Source organism: Nostoc sp. (genome assembly GCF_036916985.1).
Taxonomy (GTDB): Bacteria; Cyanobacteriota; Cyanobacteriia; order Cyanobacteriales; family Nostocaceae; genus Nostoc.
Window position 1 is genome coordinate 98,072 of the sequence record NZ_JBALFD010000044.1, and the last position, 22,512, is coordinate 120,583.

Sequence of the window (22,512 nt, forward strand, 5' to 3'; positions counted from 1 at the left end):
TTGGATTTTAGATTAACCCCATAAATAAATCTAGAATTTGCTTACTCTGTAACATCAAGGAATTATTGGTTAGGCTGTGCGGCTTGTCGGAATATTGCATCGGCTACTAATGAAACATCGCGCATTTCTTGAACATCGTGAACTCGGAGGATATCAGCGCCATTAAAAATAGCAGCAGAACAAGCTGCTGCCGTTCCCCAAACTCGTGCTTTGGGATCTGGTTGATTTAAAATGCGACCGATGAAACTTTTACGAGATGCTCCTACTAAGATAGGACAGTTGAGTGCTGCGAGCGATCGCAAGCCCCGAAAAATTTCTAAATTTTGCTCATAGTTCTTAGCAAAACCAATACCAGGATCAATAATAATTTTATCCAGGTCAATGCCCACAGTAGTTGCTACCTCAATTTGCCGAGCCAAAAAACTATAAATCTCTGTAAGCAAATCTTGATAATCTGTCTGTTGTTGCATTGTCTGTGGTGTTCCCCGGATGTGCATTAAAATCATCGCCACATTTAACTCTGCAACTGTTGGCAACATTTCTGAGTCAAAAGTGCCGCCAGAAATATCATTAATAATATCCGCTCCAACTTCTACAGATGCCCTAGCTACAGCAGCACGAGTTGTATCTACAGAAATCGGGATTGAAATTTCTGGTCTTAGCACCTCTAACACCGATAGTACTCGGTCAAGTTCTTCCGCCAGAGTTATTTGCTTTGCCCCTGGTCGAGTTGATTGACCGCCCACATCAATTATGTCAGCACCAGCAGCTACCAGTGCTTGCGCCTGTACTAAAGCAGCAGAGGTGGTGTTAAACTCACCCCCATCACTAAAGCTATCAGGCGTTACATTCAAAATACCCATCAGATAAGTCTGCTGTCCCCACTCGAAACAGCGTCCTCGAATTATCAAGTTGCTTGGCATAAATCTACATTAGGCATTCCCATGCAGAACATGGGAACGAAAATAAGGCACATTACCCTAAGTGAAAATTCACAATCCGAGCGAAACTCTCAGGTTCTAAACTTGCTCCACCCACCAGAACACCATCAATTTCTGGTTGAGCCATAATCTCATCAATATTATTCGGTTTAACTGAACCGCCATATTGAATTGATACATTCGGATTACTCAACTGGCTACGAATTAAGCCAATTATCCGATTTGCCTCCGTTACTTCACAAGTATCACCAGTACCAATCGCCCAAATTGGTTCGTAGGCAATCACTAAATTATTCTGATCGATATCTACCAAGGCTTTGTCCAGTTGGCGAATAATCAGGGATTCAGTTTCTCCTGCATCTCGTTGTTGTTTAGTTTCGCCAACACAGAGAATTGGAGTCAAACCAAACCTTTGAGCAGCTCGTAGGCGCAAGTTAACAGTGGCATCCGTTTCACCAAAGTATTGCCGTCGTTCGCTATGACCGACAATCACAAAGCGCACACCACTTTCTGTCAGCATTGGGCCAGAAATCTCACCCGTATAGGCTCCAAATTCTTCCCAATGAATATTTTGTGCCCCCAATTGGATAAGGCTACCGTGCAAAGTCTTGGACAAAACGCTTAAATCAGTGAACGGAGGGCACAATATCACTTCTCGCCCTTCCGGGGTTTCCTCTAAGTGGGGCAGAAATCCTTGTAAAAACTCCTGGGTTTCTGCCTGAGTTTTGTACATTTTCCAGTTGCCGGCAATAACGATTTTCCGCACAGGTAATTTAGTCAAGATTCTAACGCGTTATATTAGATGCATTTTTCAGTTTATGACTTTTTGTTAGTCATTAGTCTACGAGTTGGAGATTGGGGACTGGGGATTGGGGATTGGGTAAAAATTATTCTTCCCCTGCTACCTCTGCTACCTCTCATCTCGCCAAACCCTTGCTAAAAATAACTAGGATGGTAGAGGGGGTGTATCTAAAATCTAAAATCTAAAATTAATATGACTTCTACCTTGCCTATGCCTGAACCTCATCAAAGCGATTCCGCTAACACTGATCCAAATTCTCTGAGTTGGGAGGAAGAACTGGATAGTGCTATTTTCAGTTTTGAAGATATTCAAACAGAACTTAACTATAAACAAGCACAAACGGCGCTGCGAAATTTGGTAGCCAATCTCGACCTCACCCCCCAAGAAAAAACCGGGTTAGAGACGGAAATTGCTGAGTTGGAAACCATGTTAGGGAAATTAGACCGCATGGTGGTACAGATTGCGGCTTTTGGCATGGTGGGACGTGGTAAGTCTTCGCTACTCAATGCTTTGGTTGGACAAACAGTATTTGAAACTGGGCCGCTGCACGGTGTCACCCGTGCTGCACAAAGAGTTAATTGGAGTATTAGCGAGGAAGCAATTGGGGAAACTGAACGTGCTTTGCGAGTTACTCTCCCTGGTGTAGGTCAATCGCAGGTAGAATTAATTGATACTCCTGGGTTAGACGAAGTTGATGGTGCAACCCGTGCCGCCTTAGCTGAACAAATTGCTAAACAAGCGGATTTAATTCTGTTTGTGATATCTGGCGACATGACAAAGCTAGAATACATGGCCCTTTCTCAGTTGCGGGAAGCAGGTAAACCGATCATTCTGGTGTTTAACAAAGTAGACCAGTATCCAGAAGCAGACCGGATGGCAATTTATCACAAAATCCGGGATGAAAGGGTGCGCGAATTACTTACACCTCTAGAAATTATTATGGCTGCGGCATCGCCATTGGTGAAGACGGCGATTCGTCGCCCTGATGGCACTAGGGGTATACAGTTACGTACAGGGAATGCCCAAGTTGAAGAACTGAAGCTGAAAATTTTGGAGATTCTACACCGTGAGGGTAAAGCCTTGGTTGCTCTCAATACTATGCTTTATGCCGACATTGTAAATGAGCAATTGATAGAGCGAAAAGTGATGATTCGGGAACAGAATGCCAATCAGCTGATTTGGAAAGCTGTGATGACTAAGGCATTAGCGATCGCACTTAATCCCGTAACTGTGGTAGATATTCTGAGTAGTGTAGTCATTGATATTGCTCTGATATTGGGTTTATCTAAACTCTATGGCTTCTCCATGACCGAAGCCGGGGCTATACAATTGCTACAAAAAATTGCCCTGAGTATGGGCGGCATAGGTGCTAGTGAATTGTTAGCAAACTTGGGCTTAAGTGGATTAAAAACTTTACTGGGGATCTCTGCTACAGCTACAGGTGGCATTGCCTTAGGCCCTTATATATCGGTGGCACTCACGCAAGGGGGAGTAGCTGGTGTTTCTTCTTACGGTATTGGACAAGTTACCAAAGTTTATTTAGCCAATGGCGCGACTTGGGGGCCTGATGGGCCGAAAGCAGTGATTAACCGGATTTTGGCTAACCTGGATGAGACTTCAATTCTTAACCGGATTAAAGATGAATTACTCTACAAGGTAAAACTCAAAAAGTGATGCAGAAATTTGTAATTCGTATCAGCATTCATAACGATTATTTTTGTAGCTCACTAACTTGAAATCTGCTGTATCTCTTATTCCTTAGAGCGATCGCTGATTATTACCATTGATCTGTAGAACTCGAAACATGAAGAGTACTGAGTTCCGAGTGCTGTTAGCGGATAGCTAGGGTTGAGCCAGTGCTGAGTTGAAAAACCGCCCACAATAGGCCTTGCTCTTACTGAGTGCGAAAGTACTGAGTACTCTCCTTCTTACTCAGCACTCAGCACTCAGCACTCAGTACTTAGCACTCAGTCTGATGAACTTGCGCCTTCATCAACTTTTAATTTCTACCTTTGAAAGAGTTTAGCCATTCTTGAACTTGCTCTCGTGCAATATCGCGCCCCCCAAGACCAAAAGCTAAGGCAATAGCAACAGCGATCGCACCTAGTAAAAGTCCAAAGGCTAAATTTACAATATCACTGGCAACTCCGATCTGTTGCAGTGCCATTGCAGAGACTAAGGCAATAATTGCAATCCGCGCCACTTGTCCCAAAATCTGGGCTTGGCGTTCGCCGGAACTGGTGATGATATTAAAAGCCAGATTTGCCAGGAATAAGCCAATGGCAAAGATGACCAATCCTGCCAAAATTCGCCCGAATATGATTACAATCCCAGATACTAATACTGTCAGGGCTGGAATATTCAAGATATTCACCGCCGCCACCGTGGCAAACAGGATGATACCCACTAAGGCAACAATACCGACAATTTCCGATGGGGTGCGGGTTGGAGTCGGCGGGATTGTTGATTCTGTGGAAATGACGATTTGTCTGCTGGGTGTAGTCAAACCCAAAATAGTGAAAATGTTATTAAAGCCTAAATTGGTGAGGATACTTGTAATCAAATCTGCGACAAACCGCCCCACCAAATAAGCAACAATCAAAATTGCTATGGCTGTAAAGATGGCAGGAAGGGCGTTGAGAACCTGTTGCAGCATAGCGATCGCAGGTATTGATATTGCATCAATTCGCAAGGCATTAAGCGCTGCGATCGCCACCGGAATCAAAATCAAAACATAGACAATTGTGCCGATAATATTCGATAGAGGTTGCACCCCAGCACTTGCAGATAATCCCAACCGACTACCTAAATGGTCAATACCAGTTGTCGCCAGCAAGTTCGTCACAATCCGCCGTACTACATTAGCGATGAACCAACCAACTACAGCTATTAAGATCGCCGCTAAAATGTTCGGCAGAATTAGCAGAACTTGTGTAATTAGAGCTTGTACTGGCTGTAAAGCCTGTCTGAGTCCGAGAGTATCTAAAACTGGGGCGAGAAACAGTAAAAATATAAACCAATACAGAGCATTGCCAATCGTCTCACTCAGAGATAGCTGATTGAGGCTGGGTGCGCTGTCTTCTGGTTCTGGATTCAAACGCTCATCCAGATTAAATGCCTGTAATGAGCGCACAGTGATAATCTTCACAATGGTCGCTAAAAACCAGGCTGTTGTCAAAAGGATTCCTGCACCAACCAACTTTGGCAAAAAGCCAATAAGTTGATCAAGAAAACTATTCAGGGGTCGAGAGGCTACCTCTAAATCTAATGCCTGTAAAACAGCTACCGCCGTCAACAAGATAATGCTCCAAAAGACTAAGCCGGAGATTAATTTCTCCACTTGGGGAACATCTTGACGACCCGTTACGCCAGCGGCAATGCGATTATCTATGTTTGTGCGCTTGAGAATTCCTTGTGTCAGTGCCGCTACGCCGAAGGCAATTAGCAAACCTACAAACAAAATTGCCACCGCCCCTAGTAGACGAGGCGTAAACAGAATCAACTGTTGAACAATACCTCGGACATCAGCGATTCCTTGATTCACTGCTGGTTGCACCTGTTGCAGACTGGGCGATTGTGCCAAAAATTGCTCCACCCTCGTAGACAACCCAACTCCTATCACCTGGGTTATTCCTTGCCAAGTTGTGTTCATGGTTTTCGGGAATTATGCTTAAGTATTCGCCGCAAACACTGAGTCAGTGTTTTGTCTATCAATTTACCAGTAAATACATATATTTATTGATTTAATTTACTTAAATTGGGTATGGGGTATTGGGAAAGAGGAGGTAGAAGTTCTTTAATTTTGAATTTTGTTAGCGCAGCGTTAGGGAGTCCGCGAGCGTCATTTTGAATTGATTTCTCCCTCATCTCCCTTCCCCATTCCCCAAAATTTTGCGTTAATCTAATTGCAGCAACGCACCAAAGATGTGGAATGTCCCAAGTTTTGGAACAATCGATTCAAATTAATGCTACAGCTACGGTGGTGGAGCGCTGTATTAGCGATTTAACTCTCATGCACCGTTGGCTCAACCCCGTTCTTCGTTGCGAACCTGTGGGCGAAGCTTGGAGTACTGATGTAGGCAGTCAAAGTCGTTTTATCATTCAAATTCCTTTACTAAAACCTACATTAAATAGCGTAGTTGTAGAACGACAACCGGGTTTGGTAGTCTGGGAATTCCAGGGATTTTTTCAAGGGCGCGATCGCTGGGAATGTCAACCCATAGAAAAGGGAACGCTTCTACTCAACCGCTTTGAGTACGATATCCCTAACCCCTTAGTCAGTTGGGGCTTCAACACCTTTGCTGCATCTTGGACAAAACAAGATATGCAGGCCCAACTGCGCCGCCTCAAACGAGTTGCAGAAAATTCATAATTGGGCATTGGGCATTGAAAAGAGGCAGAGGGGCGGGGTGCAGGGGCCGGAGGGGAAAACTCTTCTCCCTTGCTTCCCCTGCCTCCCCCAATCCCCAGTCCCCAGTCCCCAGTCCCTACTCACCTTTACCCAATTCGGTAAGTAGCCGCCGAATCACAGAGGCATCTTCAGCATCGGGAATTTTTGTTAAATAATTTTGTAAGTCGTCTATGGCTTGGGGGTAGTAACCGAGTTGATAGTAAATCAAGCCGCGATCGCGCAATTCTAAAGTTAAATCAGGAAATAGCAGCAAAATTCGTTCAACTGCTGCCAGCGTTTTTTCTAATTTTTGCTGTTTAAGGTAAATAAATTTTAAATTTGTCAGCATCCGTGCCAAAAATTGCCGATTATTGACTACGGCTAAAAATTCTGGTTGTAGCGTTACAGGTTGCTGATAAAGTTGAGACAGGCGTTCTTCGCAATCTTGGGCAAATATTATTTCACCCCCATTGAAAGCATCCACAAAAATCTCTATATCGGCAATATCTGGGCGAATCAAGAAATGTCCTGGCATCCCCACACCCACCATCGGAAAATCAATCCTTCTCGCAACCTCCAGGTAAACCAGCGCTAAGGTAATGGGAATCCCCAATCGGCGATCGATTACATCATTGAAAAAGCTGTTGCGCGGGTCGTAATAGTCAATTTTATTACCAGAAAATTTTAAATCTTCGTAGAGATACTGATTAATACCTTGAACTATCCGCAAAGGATATCGTGAATCAGGCAGGCGTTCTTGAAGCTCCCACGCCATTGTATCAAGGGCGTTGAGATATTCTTCTGGGTCTAGATTGGGATATTCTTCTTGTGCAATATACAAAGCTGCCTTTGCTAAGTCAATATGCTCGTCAGACTGTTGAATCTCCTGGTAAAAATATTGTCGTGCTGACGAGAAATTCATAAGCTGTTGTTCGGTGAAAGTGTGAGGATGAAGCCTAGACTAGCAAAAACCGCAGGCATCACGGCTGGTCTAAAAGCACTTTTTCGTATCTAAGTTTATACAGCAATTTTCAGGTATTTAAACTACAACTCAGCCAGGGGTGAGAAGTAGTGTAGTTAAATTACTTGAAAAGCGTTATCAGAGAGCAAATAACAACAGCAATCCTCAGCTAAGGGACTTCCAAATAAAAAAATACTCCAACTACTGATTTTAGGTTAGCCTGATCTTGATCCCCAAGCCCTAGTCTTAAGGATCAATTTATGGCGTAGAGTAGGGGCGTTCAGTGCTAATCTGAAAGGTGACATTGTTTAATTTTATGTCTTCTACGACCTTATCTGAAATCTAGCTTCACTCATTAGGCGCAGCATGGTAACAACCGCAGAAAAAACAAACATTGGTTACATTACCCAAATCATTGGCCCAGTTGTAGACGTTAAATTTCCCGGCGGGAAATTGCCACAAATCTACAACGCCTTGAAAATCAAAGGCACCAACGAAGCTGGACAGGAAATCAACATCACCATTGAAGTACAGCAACTTCTGGGCGACAACCAGGTGCGGACTGTGGCGATGAGTTCTACCGAAGGCTTAGTCCGCGGTTTTGAAGTCACCGATACAGGCGCTCCCATCAGCGTACCAGTTGGTAAAGCCACTTTGGGCCGGATTTTCAACGTCCTTGGCGAACCTGTGGACAACAGAGGCCCAGTAAATGCTGAGGCAACTCTACCCATCCACCGCTCTGCTCCCAAATTCACCGACCTGGAAACCAAACCTTCGGTGTTTGAGACTGGGATTAAAGTTGTTGACCTTCTGACTCCCTATCGACGCGGCGGTAAGATTGGTCTGTTCGGCGGTGCTGGTGTTGGTAAAACCGTGATCATGATGGAGTTGATCAACAACATCGCTACCCAACACGGTGGAGTATCCGTTTTTGCTGGCGTGGGTGAACGCACCCGTGAAGGCAATGACCTCTACAACGAAATGATTGAATCTGGGGTAATCAACAAAGACAACCTCAATGAATCAAAAATTGCTCTAGTCTACGGTCAAATGAACGAGCCACCCGGAGCCAGAATGCGGGTTGGTCTTTCGGGATTGACAGTAGCAGAATACTTCCGCGATGTGAACAAGCAGGATGTGCTGTTGTTTATTGACAACATCTTCCGGTTTGTCCAAGCAGGTTCAGAAGTATCAGCTTTACTAGGTCGGATGCCCTCAGCGGTAGGATATCAGCCCACATTGGGAACCGACGTAGGTGAACTGCAAGAGCGGATTACCTCAACTACCGAGGGTTCCATTACCTCCATTCAAGCAGTGTACGTACCAGCGGATGACCTCACTGACCCCGCACCTGCTACCACCTTCGCCCACTTGGACGGTACAACAGTACTATCTCGTGGTTTGGCAGCTAAGGGAATTTATCCCGCAGTTGACCCCCTGGGTTCAACTTCCACCATGCTTCAGCCCAATATTGTCGGTGACGAACACTACAATACTGCGCGGGCGGTGCAATCAACTCTGCAACGTTATAAAGAACTCCAAGACATTATCGCGATTCTCGGTCTAGATGAATTGTCTGAAGAAGACCGTCTCATCGTCGCGCGGGCCCGGAAAGTTGAGCGTTTCTTGTCTCAGCCGTTCTTTGTGGCAGAAGTATTCACCGGTTCTCCTGGTAAGTACGTGAAGTTGGAAGACACCATCAAAGGGTTCCAAAAGATTCTGTCTGGTGAATTGGATGCTTTGCCAGAACAGGCTTTCTACTTAGTTGGCGATATTAACGAAGCGATCGCCAAAGCTGAAAAAATCAAAGGTTAGTCATTAGTCATTGGTCATTAGTCATTGGTCATTAGTTTAACTGCTAATGACTAATGGCAATTACAAAAGACATAGACGCCCAAAGGGCGGCTTCCCGTAGGGTAGGACAAAGGACGAAGGACGAAGGACAAAAGACAAATGACATTAACCGTTCGTGTAATTTCCCCAGATAAAACAGTCTGGGATGCCCCAGCTGAAGAAGTCGTTTTGCCTAGCACGACTGGTCAACTAGGTATCTTAACAGGACACGCACCACTTTTGACCGCTCTAGATACTGGTGTAATGCGAGTCCGTGCTGCTAAAAATCAGAATTGGCAAGCGATCGCTCTTTTGGGTGGCTTTGCCGAAGTTGAAGAAAATGAAGTGACAATTCTGGTTAACGGCGCTGAACGTGGTGACAAAATTAACCTTGATGAAGCCCGTACCGCTTACAACCAAGCAGAAGCACGGCTAACTCAAGTTTCCGCAGACGATCGCCAAGCCCAAATCCAAGCGAACCAAGCTTTCAAACGCGCCCGCGCTCGGTTTCAAGCTGCTGGCGGTTCAGTCTAAATTCAATTTCTATTTCAAGTTTGTAGGTTGGGCAATGTCCAACCTACAAAATAAAATATTTATTAAGAAGAACTCAGGAGTCAGGAGCCAGAAATCAGTATAAATTCTGTACGGATGCCAAAACTCCATCCCTTTATGGATAGAGTATTCTGAATCCTGTTAGCGCAGCGGGGCGTAGCCCATTCTGAATTCTGACTCCTTATTTATTAATTTTAAAAAAAATTACGCCAAGTTTAAGAAATTGAGCCAAGCTTTGGTGGAGTGTTAAATTAACTAATTAGTTGCCCTTTTGGGCACAAATTATGAAAAGCCTTTCATCTTTGCTTGGTACTCGTAAACAAAATAAGGTAGCTCGTTTTGCAGCATCGGTCGTAGCAACTTTAGCACTCTCTGGTAGTATTCATTCTGCCAATGCTACTTCTGTCAAAATAACTACTGCACAAGAAATTACTCCAGCATCAGTCCAGCGAAATCAGACTAAACCTAATATTGCCCAATTACAAACTAGCAGGATTCAATATCAAGCTGCTGGAATCGATCCTGTTGTACTGGTTCCCATCGTACTTATCGGCGGTTTAGTCATATTCGTCCCCCTGTTCTTTGGCGGACTTGTGGTGATTGGCGAACGTGAAGTTGGTATTGTCGTGAGGAAATTTACCCTTTCTGGGCGTGGACTCCCCGCTGGTAGCTTGATTGCCCTTAACGGCGAAGCTGGCTTGCAGGCAGACACTTTAGCCCCTGGTTGGCACTGGGGCTATTGGCCTTGGCAATATTCTGTAAAGAAAGAATCGGTAATTGTCGTTCCCCAAGGAGAAATCGCTTTGATTGTGGCGGCAGATGGAGCATCCAACCCACCAGAGCGGATTTTGGGTAAAATTGTAGGTTGTGACAACTTCCAAGATGCTCGGAAATTCCTTACCCAAGGCGGCGAAAAAGGGCGGCAAATGGGTTTTCTCACAGCTGGTACGTACCGGATTAATACCGCCCTATTTAAAGTCATCATGGCATCAAATGCCGCCACTCATGGCATGACTCCAGAACAACTGCGGGTATACAGTCTGGCATCTGATAAAGTTGGCATCGTTACTACCTTAGATGGTGTACCAATTTCTGCTGGTGAACTCGCAGGCCCCATCATTGAAGAACACAACAACTTCCAAAATGGTCAGAAATTTATTAATGGCGGTGGGCGGCGAGGTTTACAAGAGCAAACTTTACTTTCTGGTTCTTGGAACTTGAATCCTTGGTTTGTTCAGGTTGAACAAGTACCGATGACGGAAATTCCCATTGGATATGTGGGTGTGGTAATTTCTTTCGTGGGTAAAGCACATCAAGATGTCAGCGGTGCAGCTTTCACCCACGGGAACTTAGTCAATCAGGGACACAAAGGTGTTTGGGTCGAACCGCTATATCCTGGTAAGCACCCGATTAATTCCCGGATTATGAAGATTGAACTCGTGCCAACGACCAACATCGTTTTAAACTGGTCAGGCCGGACTGAACGCCACAGCTATGATGCTAAACTGGCTTCTTTAACAGTGCGATCGCGTGATGGGTTTGCCTTTGATTTGGAAGTAGCGCAAATTATCCATGTTGGTGCTTTAGATGCGCCGAAGGTAATTTCTCGCGTTGGGGCAATGCAAAATCTGGTAGACCATGTATTAGAACCGACTATCGGGAATTATTTCCGCAACTCAGCCCAAGACTATACTGTACTAGACTTTCTCACTGCTCGGAGTGAGCGACAATCTGAGGCTGCTGAGTATATTAAAACAGCATTGCGGGCTTATGATGTGCAAGCGATCGACACCCTCATTGGTGATATTCAGCCACCAGCGTCGTTAATGCAGACACAGACAGATCGAAAAATTGCCGAAGAAGAACGCAAGACTTATGAAGTCCAGCAGATGGCGCAAACCCAACGGCAGCAGCTTGTTAGGGAAACGGCACTGGCTAATATTCAGCAAGAAATGGTGAAATCGGAGCAGAGTGTGCATATAGCTGACTTGAAAGCCCAAGCTCAAATTAAGCAGGCGAATGGTGAAGCTGAAGGTACAAAACTCCGAGCAATTGCTGAGGCTGAAGGTATCCGAGCCACAGGTAACGCCAAAGCTGAAACCTACCGCGCTGGTGTGGAAGCTCTGGGGCCACAAGGTTATACAGCAATGCAACTGATGCAGATTATCGGCGATCGCAATGTCCGTTTGATTCCAGATGTCTTGGTTGGCAGTAATGGCAGCAATAACGGCTTAGTGGATGGGCTGTTATCCATGATTTTATGGAATCAAACTGGTAAAGGTGAATTGACACCAACACCTTTGCATCCGCAACCAGTAGTTACTAAAGCACAACCAACCCCAGAAAACGGTTATCCACCTATAGTTGTGAATTTTCCCGAAGATAAGTAACATCAGGAACATGAGTTAGGGGCATAACATTGTTGTGCCCTTACAAAAACTTGACTTTCCATATAACGTGAAAAGTCCACCAAAAACCTAACCTCCAACTCGTCACGGGAAGGGGGAAAATTCAAAGTCTCTCTCCTTTTAGGAGAGAGATTTAGAGAGAGGTTTTCCAGATGATCTGAATTGTCAGTACAAAAAACAGGGCATTTTGCCCACCTCGTAGGTAGGGAAATTTTGCTTTTACAAGAACGTTATCGTTTACTCAAGCAGATTGGTAAAGGGGGATTCTGTAAAACTTTCCTCGCTGTAGATGAAGGTCAGTTTCCGCCAATTCCTTGCGTTGTTCAAGAATCATCGCCGGAATCCGAAACATTTAAAAATTTTCAGCAAAAGGCGCAAAAGCTAGAGGAATTAGGAAAGCACCTGCAAATTCCCGCTTTATTGGCTTATTTTGAGCATAACGGGTATTTTTATTTAGTACAGGAGTTTATTGCAGGCACTAATTTAGCTCAGGTGGTTGAGGAAGAAGGTGCTTTTAATGAAACTCAGATTTGGCAACTTTTAGAAGATGTTTTGCCAGTTTTGCAGTTGATGAGCGATCGCAACATTATCCACCGCGATATTAAACCCCAAAATATCATCCGTAGATCCCCAATTACCAAGAAAGGGGACTTTATTATAGTCGATTTTTCCACTGCGAAAATCGTCACAGAAATTGATCAGCTAACATCTGAAACCAGTATCGGCAGTCCAGAATACGCTCCTCCAGAACAAACAAGAGGAAAAGCGGTTTTTGCGAGTGATTTATATAGCTTGGGTGTTACTTGTATTTACTTACTGACCCAGATTCCTCCCTTTGATTTATTTGATATTGCAAATGATTGCTGGATCTGGCAACAATATCTTACTACTAAGGTTACGGATGTCTGGCTACAAGACTCAAAGAGTCTACGCTTGGCGCAAATTCTCGACAAGCTGCTGCAAAATGCTGTTAACCGCCGCTTTCAATCAGCTAATGAAGTTATGCAAGCAATGGGTATGGAATGTAAAACTCAAAATTTTAAATTACCAAATCCTCCTTGGCGATGCCTGCATACCCTAAGTGGACATTCTGGTGTGTCGAGTGGGGTAAATACCATTGCCATTAGCCCTGATGGTTATACTTTAGTCAGTGGTAGTGATGACAAAAACATCAAGTTGTGGGATTTAAATACTCAAAAAGTCATAGCTAGCTTATCAGGACATTCCCAGGCTGTAAAATCAGTTGCCTTTAGTCCAGATGGTCAAATTTTGGCAACTGCTAGCGATGATAAAACTATTAAGTTGTGGCAGTTTGAGACATTAAAGGAAATCTCCACCTTATTGGGACACTCCCACGCAGTAAAATCAGTTGCTTTCAGTCCAGATGGGCAGATTCTCGCTAGTGGTAGCTGGGATAAGACAATCAAACTCTGGGATGTCAATACCGGCAGAGAAATTTGCACCATAGCTGGACATCAATTAAAGGTAAATTCAGTGGCATTTAGTCCCCAAGGAGAGCTTTTAGCTAGCGCTAGTTATGACAGAACAATTCGCTTGTGGCAGATACCAACAAGAAGCAGGGGAGCAGGGAGCAGGGGGCAGGGGGATATAAATAGTGCTGAGTTAAAAGACTATCCACAAGGGGCGCAGGACATTCCCCCTTTCCCCCTGCCCCTTGCCCCCTTACCTCTTCAAAACCGCCCATGCTATAGCTTGTTAAGCACCCTTTCGGGTCATGCATGGGCGGTTCTGACAGTCGCTTTTAGTCCAGATGGTCAAATTTTGGCGACGGGTAGTGATGATAACACCATTAAATTGTGGGAGGTAAACACTGGTCAGCTAATTAGCACACTTGTAGGCCATTCTTGGTCTGTGGTGGCTGTGGCTTTTACTGCCGATGGCGAAACGCTCCTAAGTGCAAGTTGCGACAAAACAGTTAAACTTTGGAGGGTAAGCACAGCAGAAGAGATTGTTACTCTCTCTGGTCATGTAGACTCAGTATCCGCTGTTGCTGTGAGCAAAGTTACACAATTAATTGCAAGCGGCAGCCGGGACAAGACTATCAAACTGTGGCAGCTTGTAGAACAGGACAATAGCTAATTTGTAATATCAAGCGCTACCTGTAAAGGCAACTTCAGGAAATTTCAACTGAGCTTCTGCCATTGGACGGTTTCTGCCTTCCTCTTGCCAGTAGTTAATCACTTCTGTTGCTTTGTTAAGCAACTCGACACGATCCAGGTCAGTAATCCAATGTTTGGACTCTAATTCCTTCTTTAACTCTTCCCAGGCATCATTTCTGGGCCAAAAAAAGTACTTAGTCAAAGGACTGGTGCCTTTGCCTACAACTTGATCGACTGCTAGAGCAACGTTTTCGTCTAACCACAATATTTTCAAAATAAACTTGGTCAATCACACCTCCGGGAATTTCCGGGCATTATTTAACAAGGATAGCGATCGCTTATTTTAACGCAATACCCTATCAAATGACCAAACAGTGATTGGATTGGGCTAGCATAAGGGATAGTCGGGGCTAACAAAGATGCTTATGACCGAAACAGACTCATGATACAGAGTAAGTAAATTTGTTTATGAGAATTATTAATTTTGTTAGCGTAGCGTTAGCGAGTCCGCGTACCCCTGCGGGGAAGCAAGCTACGCGAAGCTGAATTCGGAGCGTTCGCCCTTGGCGTCTCGTAGAGAAGCGACGTAACTGCCCAACAGCCCCAATCTCAAACAACATCATTGGGTGTGGCTACCTTGCCCGAACAATCTCCTTTGACGCCAGAGCAAGCCCTCGACCCCGATTTTTTACCTGAGTCATGATCTCACGTTTTATGATGATGTAAAACTCTTTTGCTTCTTATCCCATGACTCAACTCACTTCTACAAAAGCGATCGTTGTTTTCGATATTGATGGCGTTGTGCGCGATGTGAGCGGTTCCTATCGCCGTGCGATCGCAGATACCGTAGAATATTTTACGACCCAAGCCTATCGTCCAACCCCACAAGATATTGACCAACTGAAGTCTGAAGGTGTGTGGAATAACGATTGGGAAGCCTCGCAGGAATTAATTTACCGCTACTTTGAAACCCAAGGACAGAGCCGCGAACAACTGCAACTAGATTATGGTGCGATCGTTGCATTTTTTCAATCGCGCTACCGCGGCCCAGACCCAAATAATTTTACTGGGTATATTTGTAATGAACCTTTATTATTACAACCTAGCTATTTAGAACAACTTACCCAAGCGGGGATTGCTTGGGGATTTTTTAGCGGTGCAACTCGTGCTTCTGCTAACTATGTATTAGAAAAACGCCTGGGTTTAGAATCTCCAGTATTGATTGCGATGGAAGATGCACCAGGAAAACCTGACCCCACAGGACTTTTCGCGACAGTTCGTGAGTTAGATAATGGAATTGAGCAAAAATTAGCTGTAGTGTATGTGGGAGATACAGTAGCAGATATGTATACCGTCGAGAAAGCGCGGCGTTTAGATTCTGCTCGTTCGTGGATTGGTGTAGGGGTTTTACCACCCCATGTCCAGGAAACAGTAGCGCGCGGTGATGCCTATAGTGAGACACTAATAGCAGCCAAAGCAGCAGTAGTTTTGCGTAATGTGCAAGAATTAACCCCAAGGCAGATTCAAGAATTGGTAAGTTCATCTCCCCAATCTGTGTTCTAAGATTAATCAAGCTACGGGTGCATGAATGACTGGGTGATAACAATCTTGCTTTAATCATTGGGAGATTAATAAAAATGTCTGCACTTAAATTGCCTAATGGCCCTCAAACTCACCCTTGGGTACAGACGTATCAATGGCTGACGAACCCATTAGAATACATAGAAGACTGTGCTAAACGTTATGGTGATATCTTCACCCTTCAGCTAGGACAAAATGCTGCTCCTCAAGTTTTCATCAGCAATCCTCAAGCGATTCAACAGATTTTTACTACAGATCCAAAGCAGTTGGACTCTGGTGAGCCAGCAGGGATTAGTTCACCTTTATTAGGAAGGCAATCACTACTGGCGCTGGAAGGAAAGCCTCATCAACGACAACGAAAGCTGTTGACACCGCCCTTACATGGGGAACGAATGCTAGCTTATGGTGAATTAATCCGCGACATCACTGAGCAAGTGACTAATCAGTGGCAGGTTGGAGAAACCTTTGCAGTTCTGCCATCAATGCAAGCAATCTCTTTTCAAGTGATTTTGAAGGCTGTATTTGGTCTAGAAGATGGATCACGTTATGAAAAACTCGATGAACTCCTGATTGCAATCCTGAATCCGAAAATCTCTATCTTAAGAACAGTTCTGCTGCTTTTTCCAGCAATGCGACGGGATTTAGGAGCGTGGAGTCCTTGGGGGAAATACTTGCTTTTACGGCAGCAAATCGATCAACTCATCTACGCCCAGATTCAAGAACGCAAAGCACAACCCGATCCATCTCGAACTGATATTCTATCTTTGATGATGGCTGCTCGTGATGAAGCGGGAGAGCCGATGACAGACCTGGAATTACGTGATGAACTGATGACCCTATTAGTAGCAGGTCACGAAACTACTGCAACTTCCTTATCATGGGCACTGTACTGGATTCATCATGCACCACAGGTACGGGAAAAACTGCTACAAGAACTAGATAAGTTGGGTGAACAACCAGATCCAAACGCTATTTTCCGATTGCCTTATTTGAATGCTGTCTGTTCTGAAACCCTACGTCTTTATCCAGTAGCGATATCGGCACTAAATCGAGTGGTCAAATCACCCCTACAAATTGGAGAATACAACTTTGAGCCTGGGACTTTGCTCAATCCCTCTATTTATTTGACCCATCATCGAGAAGATTTATATCCTGAGTCGAAGCAATTTAAGCCAGAGCGTTTTCTGGAACGGCAATTTTCCCCCTATGAGTATTTACCCTTTGGTGGTGGAAACCGTCGCTGTATTGGTATGGCATTTGCCTTGTTTGAGATGAAACTGGTGTTGGCAACAGTGCTATCTCACTGCGAGATGGAACTGGCTGATAGCAAACCAGTGCAGCCAGTACGTAAGGGGTTGCTATTTAGCCCAGCAGGTGGTGTGAAGATAGTGGTGAAGGGGAAGCGTCTTCAAAATCAGCCCATTCTTCAGACTAGCTCTAGTTCCGTTTAAAGACTGGGAGAATGGGATGGGATAGGGTGGAAACGATGTCTAAAAGGGGCTACACTTACAAACTAATCCTGTATTTTATTTAAACTGAGAAAAATGCCTCGTGCCACTGTTTAGCAACTTTATCCCAACCATAGGTTTGTTACCTTTACTAATCGAAATCAGTCTTTTTGGATTTCTATAAATTCCTGTTAAATTAAAATCTTCTACATTAATAGGACTTACGCACTGTACAAAATAACTATCTTGTGTGTCAACGTAAATACGTTGTTTCAGACTTTTGCACATTACCCTTTGTTGGTTGCGATCGCAAAAAGATAATTGAAAAATCTAGCTAGAAGCCTTGAAAACTATATCTGTTATTTTGGCTTTTCTGTCAATGCGTAAGTCCTAATTAACGTGAGTTCGATGAACCTCTCCCTCCCAACCTCCCTTTCCGTTTCGGAGAGGGAGGAGCAACGAAAAATTAAGCTTTTTGCTCCCCTCTCCGACACGGAGAGGGGCTGGGGGAGAGGTCAAATAAGACTTGTCGAACTCACGTTAATTAATACCATTAGTTGTCAAAAATATTTTTTCTTCAGGAATCCACTTTGGGAGCAGAGAATTATAGAAATTTGACAGCATAAATAGCTTGTCAAAACTTGCTAAAAATTCTGATTGCTGAGAATCTTCTACTGGAGGAAGTAATATAGGGTTGTCGTGCATCCAAATAGCAGTTTTTTTGACTTTACTTTCATCATCATCGGTTGCGTCCAAGCGCGATGAAAGATTAAGACATTGACGAAAGAATTAATTATTGTAGAGACGGCGATTCATCGCGTCTCTTGCCTTAACCGAACAGTATTGAGAACCCGGAGAGAAGTTAATTACAAATTACGAATTATACGGTGAAGCATCCTAGACGGAAGATATATCTTCTATCTAGGATGCTTCACAATAAAAAATTGTTGCTGATACAACAATTATGGATAAGATGTGATATTTAGACTAGAACTATCAGCTAGCAGAAACCGTCAAACTACCGGGTTTCTGAAGATCACCTTGCAAAACTACACCTCGCTGATTGGCGTGGATATGACGCAAAATCTTGTAAATTGCCTCAACTTGATCTGATGCACCTGCTTTTTCGGCGAGTTCGTCAAGAGAAAGGGGAGTTTTTTCTTTTTGTAGTACTGCTACCACTCGTGTTTGCAAATCCAGAATGGAAGCGGCAGCTTTTTTGCCAGCTTCTACCCCTGGTTGATGGTAGGCGTTGACATTAACCAAACTAGCGTATAAACCAACAGCGCGTTCATATAACGCAATTAATGCCCCTACAGTTCGGGGATTAACTTGGGGAATGGTGACTGTAATGGAATCGCGGTGATTTTCATAAAGCGCTTGCCGGGTTCCTTGAAGAAAACCGGAAAGATAATCGCCTGATGTAACTCCCGGATCTATTTCAGTGGATGGGCCCTGACGATCTTCCAACACTTCGATGAAGGTAGCAAAGAAATTCGCTACACCTTCGCGTAACTGCTGCACATAAGCGTGTTGGTCTGTTGAGCCTTTGTTGCCATAAACGGCGATGCCTTGATGGACAACTTTGCCGTCTAAGTCTTTTTCTTTACCCAAGGATTCCATCACCAGCTGTTGCAAATAGCGACTGAATAAAAATAAGCTGTCCTTGTAAGGTAGGACAACCATATCTTTTTCGCCCTTGCCGTTGCCAGTAAAGTACCAAGACAAGGCGAGTAAGGCTGCTGGGTTATTTTTCACATCTGGGACGCGGGTAGCGTCATCCATCTCTTTTGCACCATCTAGGATGGCACGAACATCAATCCCCTGTAATGCGGCGGGTACTAGCCCCACAGCAGACATTTCTGAGGTACGTCCTCCTACCCAGTCATACATGGGAAATCTGGCCAGCCAGCCTTCATCTTTGGCCAGTTTATCGAGGTTGCTATCAACGCTGGTAATTGCTACCGCATATTGAGCAAATTCCAAATTGTGTCCGGCGTAGGCTTTTTTAACTTCAATCATGCCGTTACGGGGTTCTGGTGTTCCTCCAGATTTGGAGATCACCAATACCAGAGTGCTGGCGAGGCTATTTCGCAGATGATTGAGAACGCGATCGATACCTGCGGGATCGTTGTTATCGATAAAGTGAATTTTCAGGGGCGGAAAATCAGGAGCGAGAGCTTCCGCGACGAATTGGGGACCGAGGGCGGAACCACCAATGCCAATGGAAATAATATCCGTAAAGCGGCTTGCTCTGGGAGGATGAATAGCACCTGTTTGGACTTTTTCCGCAAAGGCTTCGATTTGTTCTAGGGTTTGGACTATTTCTTGTGTAAGTTCTGGAGATGGCGCTAAATCAGGATTTCGCAGCCAGTAGTGTCCAACCATGCGGTTCTCATCGGGATTTGCGATCGCACCCTTCTCTAGTTGAGCCATATCCGCAAACGCCTTGTCAAACTTCGGCTGCAACGACTCCACAAAGGCATCATCGAACCGTATCCGACTCACGTCTAAGTACAGCCCCAATCCCTCGTGGAAATATAACCAGTTTTGGTATCGTTGCCAAAGTGCCCTAGCATCCATAGGGAAATCTCAAATAAAGTGTTTTTCAAAAACCAGTTTAATGTAAGGTTATAGCGATCCCTGCCTAGCCTTATACAGTTTACAGTTTTCAGTGTTCCCTTAACTCCTCACTTTAAACATCTGGCATAGGGATGACACGCAGAAATTTCACAATCTCACCCCTAATTTCTATACCAATCAGGTAATTATCGAGGGTGAAGCGGTGAAAAATGCCTTCACCATCAAGCTGTCGTAGTTCTTGTAAATCACTCAACTGCCACTTTTGAGCTAACTCAATAAAAACAAAATCATGCACCCGCTCGTAGGCGGCAGGTTCTAGATTCTTCAGGTCTAGTAAAAAAGACCTGGCATAGCGCATTTCCAGACTCACTGGGCGTTACCTTCACCAAAACTTGAGGGGTCAAAGAGTGCTGAGTTGAAAGTGCTGAGTGCTGAGTCAAGAACCAGTACTAAGACTTACAATTCAGTATATGGATCTAAATCCTCTGACTTTAGTTCTAAATAATAAATAAATTTCTTCCTAATCCTAACTAATCCCTTAGTTTTAACTATGGGCTACTACTGGGCACTCAGCACTACTAAAAGCGCTACTGAATCAGAAAAACATCAACAGTCTTACCGCTTCTTCATGGGTTAATATATCCCACGGTTGCTGCGATCGCTTAACTTGTTGTATCGCTTTGAGCATATAAAAGTCATAATATAAACCTTCCAGAACGTTCCAAATGTCTTGCAAATCGTCATCACCTAATTGCTCGATTAGATGATGCATTCTCAGTCGCAGCAAATTCATACGTCAATTATTCCCTACCAACAAACACCAACAATAGATAGTATTCCCATAAAATTAGCTATGCTCAAGCTACGCTAAAATTTATTCGCTTAGTGAGTGGGAGTGGGGAGTAGGGGTACAAGCGAAAATAACGATTCCCCATTCCCAATTCCCGATTCCTCACTCCCCACTCCCCACTCCCCATTCCAAAACATGGTTGACTATCTCATTTTCTTAGCAATTTCTACAGCACTTTTCGCTTTATTCGCACTTGGACTCAATTTGCAATGGGGCTTTACCGGGTTAATTAATTTTGGTCATATTGCTTTCATGACTCTGGGAGCATATACAACCGTATTGTTAAGCTTAAAGGGTGTACCCCTACTGATATCAGCAATAGCTGGGGCAATTGTCGCCGCCTTGTTGGGTTTGATAATTGGTTTTGCAACTTTACGCTTACGGGAAGATTATCTAGGAATTGTCACCATTGGTACAGGCGAATTAATTCGTTTGGTGGTGAATAATCAAGATTTACCTGTGGGTGACACTTGGGTTTCTGGGGCGTTTGGTGTACAAAGTTATCCCATACCTCTATCTACGGAGCCGAATTTGTTTGTCAGATTTGGGATGATTGGGTTGTTAACGCTACTAACTTCTGTAACTTTCTTTACCTTGTGGCGATGGATTCGCATTACCCAAGTATCTCGGACTACTGATTTAGGCAAAAGGACAACTAGCAAGCAAGAATTCGCATCCCGTTTGGGTGTGGGAATTGTTTTAGCAGTTTTGGCAGCAGCGATTTATATTTCTGGGGTGATTGGACTGTATAATTACAACCCAAAAGCGGGTTTAATGCTAGTGTTGCTGCTGGTTTTAGCACTTGTATACTGGCGGTTAGAAATTTTGGTGCGATCGCCTTGGGGTAGAATTCTCAAAGCCATCCGTGAAGATGAAGAAATTCCTAAAGCGCTGGGAAAAAATGTCTTTTGGTATAAATTACAATCTCTCATGTTAGGGGGTGCGATCGCGGGTATCGCTGGTGCTTTCTTCGCTTGGCAACTGGGCGCTATTTACCCTGATAACTTTCAACCGCAAATTACCTTTGACACTTGGATTATGGTGATTTTAGGTGGTTCTGGGAATAACGTTGGCACAATCTTAGGTGCGGTAATTTTCTTTGCTTACGATGCGCTAACGCGAGAAGTCTTGCCTAGAATCGTCCCCCTTGATGAAGCCCGTTTGGGTGCATTTCGGATCATGGTAATCGGACTAATTTTGATGGTACTGATGATTTGGCGTCCTCAAGGTATCTTAGGGAAAAAGGAGGAACTCACCCTTGGTAAATAACTATTCATCCCCGCTTCCCCTTTTGGTAGCCACTGGACTTTCTAAAAGCTTTGGCGGTGTCAAAGCAGTTAATGAGGCGAAAATCGAAGTTGCTAAAGGCAGCATTACGGGCTTAATTGGCCCCAATGGTGCTGGAAAAACTACTTTATTTAACTTACTCTCAAACTTCATTCGCCCCGACAAGGGACGAGTGATTTTTGATGGCGAACCAATTCACAATTTGCAACCATATCAAATCGCCCAGCAGGGGGTAATCCGCACTTTTCAGGTTGCACGCACTCTTTCGCGGTTGTCGGTGTTAGAAAATATGCTGCTGGCAGCGCAAAAACAAACGGGTGAAAATTTTTGGCAGGTGCAGTTGCAATCGCACATTGTCGCCAAGGAAGAAAAGCAACTCGAAGAACGAGCAATGTTTTTATTAGAATCAGTGGGTTTAGCAAAAAAAGCACACGATTATGCTGGTTGCTTGTCTGGTGGACAACGTAAGCTGCTAGAAATGGGACGGGCGCTGATGACTAATCCCAAGTTAATTTTGTTGGATGAACCTGCTGCTGGGGTGAATCCCAGATTGATTGATGATATTTGCGATCGCATTATCACTTGGAACCGTCAAGACGGTATGACCTTTTTGATTATCGAACACAATATGGATGTGATTATGTCCTTGTGCGATCGTGTTTGGGTACTTGCCGAAGGGCAAAATTTAGCTGATGGTACACCCTCGGAGATTCAAACTAATCCCAAAGTTTTAGAAGCTTATTTGGGCAAATAAAT

General features: G+C 44.2%; 19 protein-coding genes. 10 read left to right on the forward strand and 9 right to left on the reverse strand.

Annotated features, from left to right (window positions below; all coding sequences use genetic code 11):
- Positions 1–62: 62 nt before the first annotated feature.
- Complete coding sequence (folP, locus tag V7L07_RS16155; RefSeq protein ID WP_335059443.1) at positions 63–923, reverse strand: dihydropteroate synthase; 861 nt, start codon at positions 921–923, stop codon at positions 63–65.
- A gap of 52 nt (positions 924–975) precedes the next feature.
- Positions 976–1,707, reverse strand: coding sequence for a triose-phosphate isomerase (gene tpiA / locus V7L07_RS16160; RefSeq protein ID WP_335059600.1), 732 nt, complete (start codon positions 1,705–1,707; stop codon positions 976–978).
- Positions 1,708–1,935: 228 nt separating this feature from the next.
- Between tpiA and V7L07_RS16165 the strand changes: the two genes are divergently transcribed.
- A complete protein-coding gene (locus V7L07_RS16165; RefSeq protein ID WP_335059446.1) occupies positions 1,936–3,417 on the forward strand; it encodes a GTP-binding protein in 1,482 nt (493 codons plus the stop codon).
- Between the two features lie 325 nt (positions 3,418–3,742).
- Here the strand turns inward: V7L07_RS16165 and V7L07_RS16170 are convergent, their stop codons facing one another.
- Positions 3,743–5,395: a mechanosensitive ion channel gene (locus V7L07_RS16170; RefSeq protein ID WP_335059448.1), complete on the reverse strand. Its 1,653-nt coding sequence runs from the start codon at positions 5,393–5,395 to the stop codon at positions 3,743–3,745.
- A gap of 279 nt (positions 5,396–5,674) precedes the next feature.
- Between V7L07_RS16170 and V7L07_RS16175 the strand changes: the two genes are divergently transcribed.
- Positions 5,675–6,115: an SRPBCC family protein gene (locus tag V7L07_RS16175; RefSeq protein WP_335059450.1), complete on the forward strand. Its 441-nt coding sequence runs from the start codon at positions 5,675–5,677 to the stop codon at positions 6,113–6,115.
- A gap of 115 nt (positions 6,116–6,230) precedes the next feature.
- On the opposite strand, the gene V7L07_RS16180 is transcribed toward V7L07_RS16175, so the two are convergent.
- Positions 6,231–7,055, reverse strand: coding sequence for a SirB1 family protein (locus tag V7L07_RS16180; RefSeq protein WP_335059452.1), 825 nt, complete (start codon positions 7,053–7,055; stop codon positions 6,231–6,233).
- 405 nt (positions 7,056–7,460) lie between these two features.
- On the opposite strand from V7L07_RS16180, the gene atpD reads away from it, so the two are divergent.
- The 4 genes from atpD to V7L07_RS16200 all read left to right on the forward strand — a co-directional run bounded on the left by atpD (position 7,461) and on the right by V7L07_RS16200 (position 13,987).
- Positions 7,461–8,909: a F0F1 ATP synthase subunit beta gene (atpD, locus tag V7L07_RS16185; RefSeq protein WP_094348862.1), complete on the forward strand. Its 1,449-nt coding sequence runs from the start codon at positions 7,461–7,463 to the stop codon at positions 8,907–8,909.
- 138 nt (positions 8,910–9,047) lie between these two features.
- Positions 9,048–9,461, forward strand: coding sequence for an ATP synthase F1 subunit epsilon (gene atpC, locus V7L07_RS16190; RefSeq protein ID WP_335059454.1), 414 nt, complete (start codon positions 9,048–9,050; stop codon positions 9,459–9,461).
- Positions 9,462–9,763: 302 nt separating this feature from the next.
- Complete coding sequence (locus tag V7L07_RS16195) at positions 9,764–11,869, forward strand: SPFH domain-containing protein (RefSeq protein WP_335059456.1); 2,106 nt, start codon at positions 9,764–9,766, stop codon at positions 11,867–11,869.
- A gap of 231 nt (positions 11,870–12,100) precedes the next feature.
- Entirely contained in the window at positions 12,101–13,987 is a 1,887-nt protein-coding gene (locus tag V7L07_RS16200; protein WP_335059602.1) for a serine/threonine-protein kinase, read from the forward strand.
- Positions 13,988–13,996: 9 nt separating this feature from the next.
- Here the strand turns inward: V7L07_RS16200 and V7L07_RS16205 are convergent, their stop codons facing one another.
- Positions 13,997–14,296: a 30S ribosomal protein PSRP-3 gene (locus tag V7L07_RS16205; protein ID WP_094333099.1), complete on the reverse strand. Its 300-nt coding sequence runs from the start codon at positions 14,294–14,296 to the stop codon at positions 13,997–13,999.
- A gap of 458 nt (positions 14,297–14,754) precedes the next feature.
- Between V7L07_RS16205 and V7L07_RS16210 the strand changes: the two genes are divergently transcribed.
- Both V7L07_RS16210 and V7L07_RS16215 read left to right on the forward strand, forming a co-directional pair.
- On the forward strand, positions 14,755–15,570 hold the full coding sequence (locus V7L07_RS16210; protein ID WP_335059459.1) for a TIGR01548 family HAD-type hydrolase: 816 nt from the start codon (positions 14,755–14,757) through the stop codon (positions 15,568–15,570).
- Positions 15,571–15,644: 74 nt separating this feature from the next.
- Positions 15,645–17,039: a cytochrome P450 gene (locus V7L07_RS16215; RefSeq protein ID WP_335059461.1), complete on the forward strand. Its 1,395-nt coding sequence runs from the start codon at positions 15,645–15,647 to the stop codon at positions 17,037–17,039.
- Between the two features lie 537 nt (positions 17,040–17,576).
- Here the strand turns inward: V7L07_RS16215 and V7L07_RS16220 are convergent.
- The 4 genes from V7L07_RS16220 to V7L07_RS16235 all read right to left on the reverse strand — a co-directional run bounded on the left by V7L07_RS16220 (position 17,577) and on the right by V7L07_RS16235 (position 20,412).
- On the reverse strand, positions 17,577–17,792 hold the full coding sequence (locus V7L07_RS16220; protein WP_335059463.1) for a hypothetical protein: 216 nt from the start codon (positions 17,790–17,792) through the stop codon (positions 17,577–17,579).
- A gap of 240 nt (positions 17,793–18,032) precedes the next feature.
- Positions 18,033–19,619 (reverse strand): glucose-6-phosphate isomerase, encoded by a 1,587-nt coding sequence (locus tag V7L07_RS16225; protein WP_335059465.1) that lies wholly within the window; start codon positions 19,617–19,619, stop codon positions 18,033–18,035.
- A 112-nt stretch (positions 19,620–19,731) separates the two neighbouring features.
- Positions 19,732–19,989, reverse strand: coding sequence for a cytotoxic translational repressor of toxin-antitoxin stability system (locus V7L07_RS16230; RefSeq protein ID WP_292853673.1), 258 nt, complete (start codon positions 19,987–19,989; stop codon positions 19,732–19,734).
- A gap of 225 nt (positions 19,990–20,214) precedes the next feature.
- Positions 20,215–20,412, reverse strand: a complete 198-nt coding sequence (locus V7L07_RS16235) for a hypothetical protein (RefSeq protein WP_179067621.1) — start codon at positions 20,410–20,412, stop codon at positions 20,215–20,217.
- A 192-nt stretch (positions 20,413–20,604) separates the two neighbouring features.
- Here V7L07_RS16235 and V7L07_RS16240 point away from each other — a divergent pair, with 192 nt between their 5' ends.
- Positions 20,605–21,738 (forward strand): branched-chain amino acid ABC transporter permease, encoded by a 1,134-nt coding sequence (locus tag V7L07_RS16240; RefSeq protein ID WP_335059467.1) that lies wholly within the window; start codon positions 20,605–20,607, stop codon positions 21,736–21,738.
- Positions 21,728–22,510 carry an ABC transporter ATP-binding protein gene (locus V7L07_RS16245; protein ID WP_335059469.1) on the forward strand — a complete coding sequence of 261 codons (783 nt, stop codon included), beginning with the start codon at positions 21,728–21,730 and terminating at the stop codon, positions 22,508–22,510. The genes V7L07_RS16240 and V7L07_RS16245 overlap by 11 nt, the downstream gene beginning before the upstream one ends.
- Positions 22,511–22,512 lie beyond the last annotated feature (2 nt).